The organism is Nigerium sp., assembly GCF_039811905.1.
Lineage (GTDB): Bacteria > Actinomycetota > Actinomycetes > Propionibacteriales > Propionibacteriaceae > Propioniciclava.
Map to the genome: position 1 here is coordinate 1 of NZ_JBDHZL010000119.1, position 7,791 is coordinate 7,791.

Consider the following 7,791-nt stretch of genomic DNA (forward strand, 5'->3'; position numbering starts at 1 on the left):
CGACGTGACGGCCCTGCTGGCGCGGGCGGCGTCCCGGGTGCTGCGGGGGCGCGGGGCCGACGTCCGGGTCGTCCGGGCGCTGCGACAGGCGCGGCGGGTCGCCGATCAGTCCGGGTTGGGGGTGGACGCCCGCGCCGCGAACCTGCGCGGATCGCTGCGGGCGCGCCCGGCGCCCCGGGCGACGGCGTCCGCAGGCGAGCGCGCGCGCTGCCTGATTGTCGACGACGTGGTCACATCGGGGGCGACGATCGTCGAGGCGGAGCGGGCGCTGACGGCGTCCGGGTGGATCGTGGCCGGCGCGGCCGGCGTGGCGGCGACGCCGCTGCGGGTGCACCCGGGCTGAGCGACCCCCACGATCGGCCGGCGGGCGGCGTCCGGGACGTCGAAGGGCCGGCGCTCGAATGAGCGCCGGCCCTGGATGGGAATGGATGGGTGCTGCGGTCGGTCAGACCGCTTCGTCGCCCGACTCGCCGGTGCGGACACGGACGACGGTCTCGACGGGGGTCACCCAGACCTTGCCATCGCCGACCTCGCCCGTGCGGGCCGCGTCGGTGATGATCTTGATGATGCCGGCGGCGTCGTCGTCGGAACACAGGATCTCGAGCTTGACCTTGAGGATGAAGTCGATCTGCAGGGTCTCGCCCCGGTAGACCTCCTTGTGGCCGCGCTGACGCGCGTACCCGGACACCTCACTGACGGTCATGCCCTTGATGCCGAAGCGGACGAGGGACTTTTGGACGTCGTCGAGGACGAAGGGCTGGATGACGGCGGTGACGAGCTTCACGCGGAGACCTCCTTGCGCAGATCCTCCGGCAGGTCATCCGGCTCCAGGTAGAGCGTGCGGCGCACGCTCGCACTGCCGCCGAGCGAGGAGTAGTACACCGGGCTGAGGTCGTAGCCGTTCTCGGAGTGCTCGTGCCGGTCGATGCCGTCGTTCTCTTCGCGCTTGGTGATGCGGAAGCCGATCGTCTTGTCGATGAGCTTGCCCAGGATGAAGCTGATCACGAACGAGTAGATCAGGACGCTGAAGGCGCCGATCGCCTGGCGGCCCAGCTGCTCGAGCCCGCCGCCGTAGAAGAGGCCGGCGACGCCGTCGGGGGTGCCGGACGCGGCCGGGTCGGCCAGCAGGCCGATCGCCAGCGTGCCGATCACGCCACCGACCAGGTGGACGCCCACCACGTCGAGCGAGTCGTCGTAGCCGAAGCGAACCTTCAGCGGGACGGCGTAGGCGCAGCCGACGCCGACCATGACGCCGATCACGAGGGCGCCCAGCGGGCTCACCGAGCCGGCGGCGGGCGTGATGCCCACCAGGCCCGCGACGATGCCGGACGCCGCGCCCAGCGACGTCGGGTGGCCGTCGCGCAGCTTCTCGACCACGAGCCAGGCGAGCATCGCGGCGGCCGGGGCGGCCAGCGTGTTCACCCAGGCCAGGCCGGCGAGCGTGTTGGCGCCGAGGGCCGAGCCGGCGTTGAAGCCGAACCAGCCGAACCACAGCAGGGCGGCGCCGAGCATGACGAACGGCATGCTGTGCGGACGCATCGGCTTGGTGCCGAAGTCGAGGCGCTTGCCCAGGACAATCGCAAGCGCCAGCGCGGCCGCACCGGCATTGATGTGGATGGCCGTGCCGCCGGCGAAGTCGATCGCCTGCACGGTGTTCGCGATCCAGCCGCCCTTCGGGGCGACGAAGCCGTCGAACGCGAAGACCCAGTGGGCGGCCGGGAAGTAGACGAGGATGGCCCACAGGATCGTGAAGAGGGTCCAGCCGCCGAACCGCGCGCGGTCGGCGATGGCGCCCGAGATGAGGGCGGTGGCGATGATGGCGAAGGCCGCCTGGAACGCGACGAACGCGAGGGTCGGCAGGCTGCCGGCCACGGCGTCCTCGCCCATCAGGGTGGACAGGCCGGCGAACTGCAGCGGGTTGCCGATCACGCCGCCGATCGAGTCGCCGAAGGACATGGAGAAGCCGAACAGGACCCAGAGCACCCCGACGGTACCCATGGAGATGAACGACATCATCAGCATGTTCAGCACGCCCTTGGCGCGGACCATGCCGCCGTAGAAGAAGGCGAGGCCGGGCGTCATCAGCAGCACGAGCGCCGCGCTGACGAGGACCCAAGCCGTGTCGCCGGGGTTGATTTCTAGGATCATGACATTAACTGTGAGCGGCCCGTGTTTCGCTTCAGTTGTGTCCATGTAAGGGCCGTGTTACCCCGTGTTACAGGCGTGTTGCCCACGGCGGGAGCCCCGCGACGTCCGGTGAACGCCAGGGAGCCTCGTGGCAAACGGAGCATGGTGCGCTACCTTGGGGACATGGCACCTCAGGCCGCTTGACCCGGGCTTCGTCCCGAGGCGTGGGCCGGGTGCCATTGCTATCCGCACCGATGCAGGAGGTACCCCATGGACGTTCTCGTCACCGGCCGTCGATGCACCATCACGGACGATTTCCGCGACAAGGTGACCGATCGGATCTCGTCGATCGAGCGATTCAAGGATCGCGTGATTCGCGTCGAGGTTCAGTTGTCCGCGGAGCCCCGTGCCAAGCAACCCGACCAGGCCGTGAAGGCGGAGATCACCCTGCTGTCCAAGGGTCCGGTCGTCCGGGCGGTCGCCAGCGCCGAAGACAAGACGGTCGCCTTCGAGCACGCCCTCGATCGCCTCAAGGCGCAGTTGCGCCGGGCCGCCGACCGCCGCAAGAACTACCGCGGTCTCCGGCTGGCCCAGTCGCTGCTGGACGAGGTGCCGGCGCCGGCGCCCGAGACCGACTCCGACGGCCCCGAGACCCACCGCGTCGCCGGGCTCGAGGTGACCGGGGACGGCCCGCTGGTTGTCCGCGAGAAGTTCTTCCCGGCCACGCCGCTGACGCTGGCGCAGGCCCTCGACGAGATGGAGCTGGTCGGGCACGACTTCTTCCTCTACTGCGATGCGGACACCAACGCGCCGAGCGTTGTGTACCGCCGCAAGGCCTACGACTACGGCGTCATCCACCTGGAGGTGTCGCAGGCGAAGGCCGAGTGACCGGCTCACCCCGGGGCCGGGCGTCCGATCGGGCGCTCGGCCCCGCCGTGTCTCTCGCGCAGGCCCGGCGCATCGCGCTGGCCGCGCAAGGCTTCGGACGCCCCCGGCCCGCCGCGGTCACGATGCGGCAGGTGCAGGGGGTCATCGACCGCCTCGCCCAGTTCCAGATCGACTCGATCAACGTCGTCGCCCGCGCCCACTACCTGCCGCTGTTCTCTCGGCTCGGCCCCTACGACACCGCGCTGCTCGACCGGGCGGCGTCCCGGCCGCCGCGGCGGCTGTTCGAGTACTGGGGGCACGCGGCCAGCCTCATCGACGTCGCGCTGGAGCCGGCGCTCCGGCCGCGCATGGCGGCCCACGCCCGGCGCGCGTGGCCCAAGGCGGACGCCATCCGTGCGGCCCACCCCGACCTGGCCGCCCGCATCCTGGCCGACCTCGCCGCGCACGGGCCGCTGCGGGCGTCCGACATCGAGCACACGGAGGTCCGCAGCCGCGAGCACTGGGGGTGGAACTGGTCGGAGGCGAAGCACGTTCTCGAGTGGCTGCTCACCACGGGTGAGGTGAGTCCGGCCGGCCGGACGCGGTCGTTCGAGCGTCGCTATGCCCTGCGCGCGGACGTGCTGCCGGCGGGCGTCCTGGCGACGCCGACGCCCTCGGCGGAGGACGCCGCCCTGACGCTCGCGCGTCGCGCGATGGCCGCCCTCGGGGTCGCGGACACCTACCAGGTCGCCGACTACTTCCGGACCCGCTCGGATGCGACGGCGGCCGCGCTGGCGCGGCTCGCGGCGTCGGGGGAGGTGGAGCGCGTCAGCGTTCCCGGCTGGCGGGACGCCTGGCTGTGGGCCGCCGCCGCGCGGCCCCGGCGGCTGCGCACCCAGGCGCTGATCAGCCCCTTCGACTCGCTGGTCTACGAGCGGCGGCGGCTGGAGTCGCTGTTCGGCCTGCGCTACCGCATCGAGATCTACACCCCCGCGCCGAAGCGGGTCTACGGCTACTACGTCTACCTCTTCCTGTGCGACGAGCGGTTCGCCGCGCGGGTCGACCTGAAGGCCGACCGCACGGCGGGCGTCCTCAGGGTTCCCTCGTCGTGGCTGGAAGACGGTGCGGACGCCGCGGCCGTCGCGCCGCGGCTGGCCGAGGAGCTGCGGACGATGGCGTCCTGGCTTGGGCTGACGGACGTCGTCGTCGAGCCGCGCGGCAGCCTGGCGGACGCGCTGGCGGCGTCCTGCTGAGGCGTGGGCGCCGCGCGCGACCCCGGTTCGAGGGGGTGTGTCGCTCGCGCCGCTACGATGGTGGACGGCCGAGGTGGCCCGAACCGCCGAGCAAGGAAGTGCGAACACGTGGGCGTCATTGACAAGCTGCTGCACATGGGCGAGGGGCGCACCCTCCGCCATCTGCGGGGGATCGCCAACCAGGTGAACCTCATCGAGCCCGACTTCGAGGCGATGAGCGACGAGGAACTGCGCGGGCAGACCGACGCGTTCCGCGAACGGCTGGAGGCGGGGGAGACGCTCGACGCGATCCTGCCGGAGGCGTTCGCGACGGTGCGCGAGGCGGCCCGGCGGGTGCTGGGCAAGCGGCTCTTCGACGTCCAGATCATGGGCGGCGCGGCGCTGCACCTGGGCAACATCGCCGAGATGAAGACCGGCGAGGGCAAGACGCTCGTCGCCACGCTGCCGAGCTACCTGAACGCGCTGGACGGCGGCGGCGTCCACGTGGTCACGGTGAACGACTACCTGGCCAAGTACCAGTCGGAGCAGATGGGCCGCATCCACCACTTCCTGGGCCTGTCGACCGGCGTGATTCTCGCGCAGATGACGCCCGACGAGCGGCGGAAGGCGTACGGGGCCGACATCACCTACGGCACGAACAACGAGTTCGGCTTCGACTACCTGCGCGACAACATGGCGCTGTCGCTGGCCGACTGCGTCCAGCGGGGCCATCACTTCGCGATCGTCGACGAGGTCGACTCGATCCTCGTCGACGAGGCGCGGACGCCGCTGATCATCTCGGGCCCGGCGGAAGACAACCACCGCTGGTACCCGGTGTTCGCCCGGCTGGCGACGCGGATGACGCGGGACGAGCACTACGAGGTCGACGAGAAGAAGAAGACCATCTCGATCTTGGAGGCGGGCATCGAGCGGGTGGAGGATTCGCTCGGCATCGACAACCTCTACGAGAGCGCCAACACGCCGCTGATCAGCTACCTGAACAACGCGATCCGCGCGAAGGAGTTGTTCAAGCGCGACAAGGACTACATGGTCACGCCCGACGGCGAGGTGCTGATCATCGACGAGTTCACCGGCCGCACGCTGGAGGGGCGGCGCTACTCCGAGGGCCTGCATCAGGCGCTGGAGGCGAAAGAGGGCGTCGAGATCAAGGACGAGTTCCAGACGCTCGCGACCATCACGTTGCAGAACTACTTCCGCATGTACGACAAGCTCTCCGGGATGACGGGCACCGCGAAGACGGAGGAGAGCGAGTTCCAGAAGATCTACGGGCTCGGCGTCCTGCCGATCGAGACGAACATGCCCATGATCCGCAAGGACCAGTCCGACCTGATCTACCGCACCGAAGACGCGAAGTTCGACGCCGTCGTCGCCGACGTGCTGGAGCGGCACGAGGCGGGGCAGCCCGTGCTGCTGGGCACGGCGTCCGTCGCGAAGTCGGAGCTGCTGTCGGCCAAGCTGAAGCAGGCCGGCGTCCGGCACGAGGTGCTGAACGCGAAGAACCACGCGCGCGAGGCCGCGATCATCGCCCTGGCCGGGCGCAAGGGCGCGGTCACGGTGGCCACGAACATGGCCGGCCGAGGCACCGACATCATGCTGGGCGGCAACGCCGAGTTCTTGGCGGACGCCGCCCTGCGCGCCAAGGGGCTCGACCCGGTGGAGAACGCCGAGGAGTACGAGGCCGCCTGGCCCGACGTGCTCGCCGCGTTCGACGAGCAGGTGAGCCAGGAGCACGACGAGGTCGTGGAGCTCGGCGGGCTGTACGTGGTCGGCTCCGAGCGGCACGAGAGCCGGCGGATCGACAACCAGCTGCGCGGCCGCTCGGGGCGTCAGGGCGACCCGGGGGAGTCGCGGTTCTACCTGTCGCTGCAGGACGACCTGATGCGCCTGTTCAAGAGCGAGCTGATCGCGCGGGTGCTGACAGTGCTGAAGATCCCCGACGACGTGCCGATCGAGAACCGGCAGGTGACGAACGCCGTCCAGAGCGCGCAGGAGCAGGTCGAGGCGCAGAACTTCGAGATGCGCAAGAACGTGCTGAAGTACGACGACGTCATGAACCGGCAGCGGTACGCGATCTACGGCGACCGGCGTCAGGTGCTCGAGGGCGCTGACGTGTCGGAGCAGCTGCGCACCGCCGCGACCAAGGTGGTCAGCGACGTCGTGCAGGCCAACACCGAGGGCTTCATCGAGGACTGGGATCTCGACACCCTGTGGACCGAGCTGAAGACCCTCTACCCGGTCGGCCTGGACAAGGCCGACTACGACGGCGTCGAGCTCACCCAGGCCGAGCTGGTGCAGGACTTCACCGACGACGTCCAGCGGGCGTACGACGCGCGCGAGGAGCAACTGACGCCCGACGTGATGCGGCAGCTCGAACGGCAGGTGCTGCTCACCGTGCTCGACCGCAAGTGGCGCGAGCACCTCTACGAGATGGACTACCTGCGCGAGGGCATCGGCCTGCGCGCGATGGCCCAACGCGACCCGCTCGTGGAGTACCAGCGCGAGGGCGCCACGATGTTCGAGGGGATGATGGCGGCGTTCCTGGAGGAGGTCGTCGGCTACCTGTTCAACCTCGAGGTGTCGATCGAGCCGACGCCGCAGCCGCAGCCGGTCGGCGTCCACGTGGACGGCGGCGGGGCGCCGGCGACGGCGCGCAGCCTGCTCGGGCAGGACGCCGAACCCACCCCGCGCCACGCGCTCAACTACTCGGGGCCCGACGAGTCGGGCCAGGCGTCCGTCGCGAATGAGTCGGGGGAGCCGGCCGAGGCGGACGCCGAGCTCTTCGCGAACGTGGGCCGCAACAAGCCGTGCCCGTGCGGGTCGGGGAAGAAGTTCAAGAACTGCCACGGGCGCGCGTGACGCCGTCGTCGGTGAGCGCGATCTCCAGGGCCTGACACAGCCAGCGCGCGCCGCGGTTCTCCAGGCGGAGGGCCGCGGCGCGCGTGCGTCCGGACGCCTCGTCGCGCAGCGCGAGGGACGCCTCGACGACGCCCGGCGAGGGCATCTGCGCGTGGACGCCGCGCAGCCGGAGCTCGGAGCCCAGTCCGCCGCGGGCGAGGTGCTCGACGGTGGCGTAGACGTCGTCGTCCATGACCGCGGCGAGGTTGGCGGGCGTCCGGCGGCCCTGGAGCACCTCGACGAGCGCGGAGCCGACCTGGTGCGCGAGCCGGCGGGCGATGACGGGGACCTCTTCTTTGGCCGGGGCGACGTCGGCGCGGGGTGCCGGGCGCGGACGCAACTCCGGCGGCGTGATGAGCCGGGAGGCGGCGTCCCGAAGGATCGGCGCGGGGCAGTCGGTCATGACACGAGCCTGCCCGCGGGCGTCCGGGGAGGCCATGGGGAGTTCTCCCCAATTCGCCGCGAGATGCGAGTCTGTCGCCCCGTGTGCGTTTCTACCTGACGTTCTCCACGCTCTGGGGTGGGTTTTGTCACACGGCCTGGGCAGGCGGGTCGCTCCGGCGAGCCACACGGATGAAACTCCGCAGGGACGCCGTAGCCGCCGTTCGGTGGTGCGGGTTTCTGTTCTGAGGACGCCGTCGGCGCCGGT

Annotated in this window: 6 protein-coding genes and 1 pseudogene; 4 read left to right on the plus strand and 3 right to left on the minus strand. The window is 70.7% G+C overall.

Going from position 1 to position 7,791, the window contains the following annotated elements:
- Positions 1-343: pseudogene (locus tag WMJ97_RS13405) on the plus strand (ComF family protein); the annotation flags it as partial.
- Positions 344-445: 102 nt separating this feature from the next.
- Here WMJ97_RS13405 and WMJ97_RS13410 read toward each other — a convergent pair.
- Positions 446-784, minus strand: a complete 339-nt coding sequence (locus WMJ97_RS13410) for a P-II family nitrogen regulator (RefSeq protein ID WP_347349504.1) — start codon at positions 782-784, stop codon at positions 446-448.
- Complete coding sequence (locus WMJ97_RS13415; RefSeq protein WP_347349505.1) at positions 781-2,148, minus strand: ammonium transporter; 1,368 nt, start codon at positions 2,146-2,148, stop codon at positions 781-783. The genes WMJ97_RS13410 and WMJ97_RS13415 overlap by 4 nt, the downstream gene beginning before the upstream one ends.
- A 249-nt stretch (positions 2,149-2,397) precedes the next feature.
- On the opposite strand from WMJ97_RS13415, the gene raiA reads away from it, so the two are divergent.
- The 3 genes from raiA (at position 2,398) to secA (ending at position 7,103) form a co-directional block, all read left to right on the plus strand.
- A complete protein-coding gene (gene raiA / locus WMJ97_RS13420; protein WP_347349506.1) occupies positions 2,398-3,015 on the plus strand; it encodes a ribosome-associated translation inhibitor RaiA in 618 nt (205 codons plus the stop codon).
- Positions 3,012-4,247 (plus strand): crosslink repair DNA glycosylase YcaQ family protein, encoded by a 1,236-nt coding sequence (locus WMJ97_RS13425; RefSeq protein ID WP_347349507.1) that lies wholly within the window; start codon positions 3,012-3,014, stop codon positions 4,245-4,247. Before raiA ends, WMJ97_RS13425 begins: the two co-directional genes overlap by 4 nt.
- Positions 4,248-4,364: 117 nt before the next feature.
- Positions 4,365-7,103, plus strand: a complete 2,739-nt coding sequence (secA, locus tag WMJ97_RS13430) for a preprotein translocase subunit SecA (protein WP_347349510.1) — start codon at positions 4,365-4,367, stop codon at positions 7,101-7,103.
- On the opposite strand, the gene WMJ97_RS13435 is transcribed toward secA, so the two are convergent.
- The gene (locus tag WMJ97_RS13435; protein WP_347349509.1) at positions 7,078-7,545 is read right to left on the minus strand and encodes an Rv3235 family protein; all 468 of its coding nucleotides are present in this window, start codon (positions 7,543-7,545) and stop codon (positions 7,078-7,080) included. The two genes, secA and WMJ97_RS13435, sit on opposite strands and share 26 nt — an antisense overlap.
- Positions 7,546-7,791: the final 246 nt, after the last annotated feature.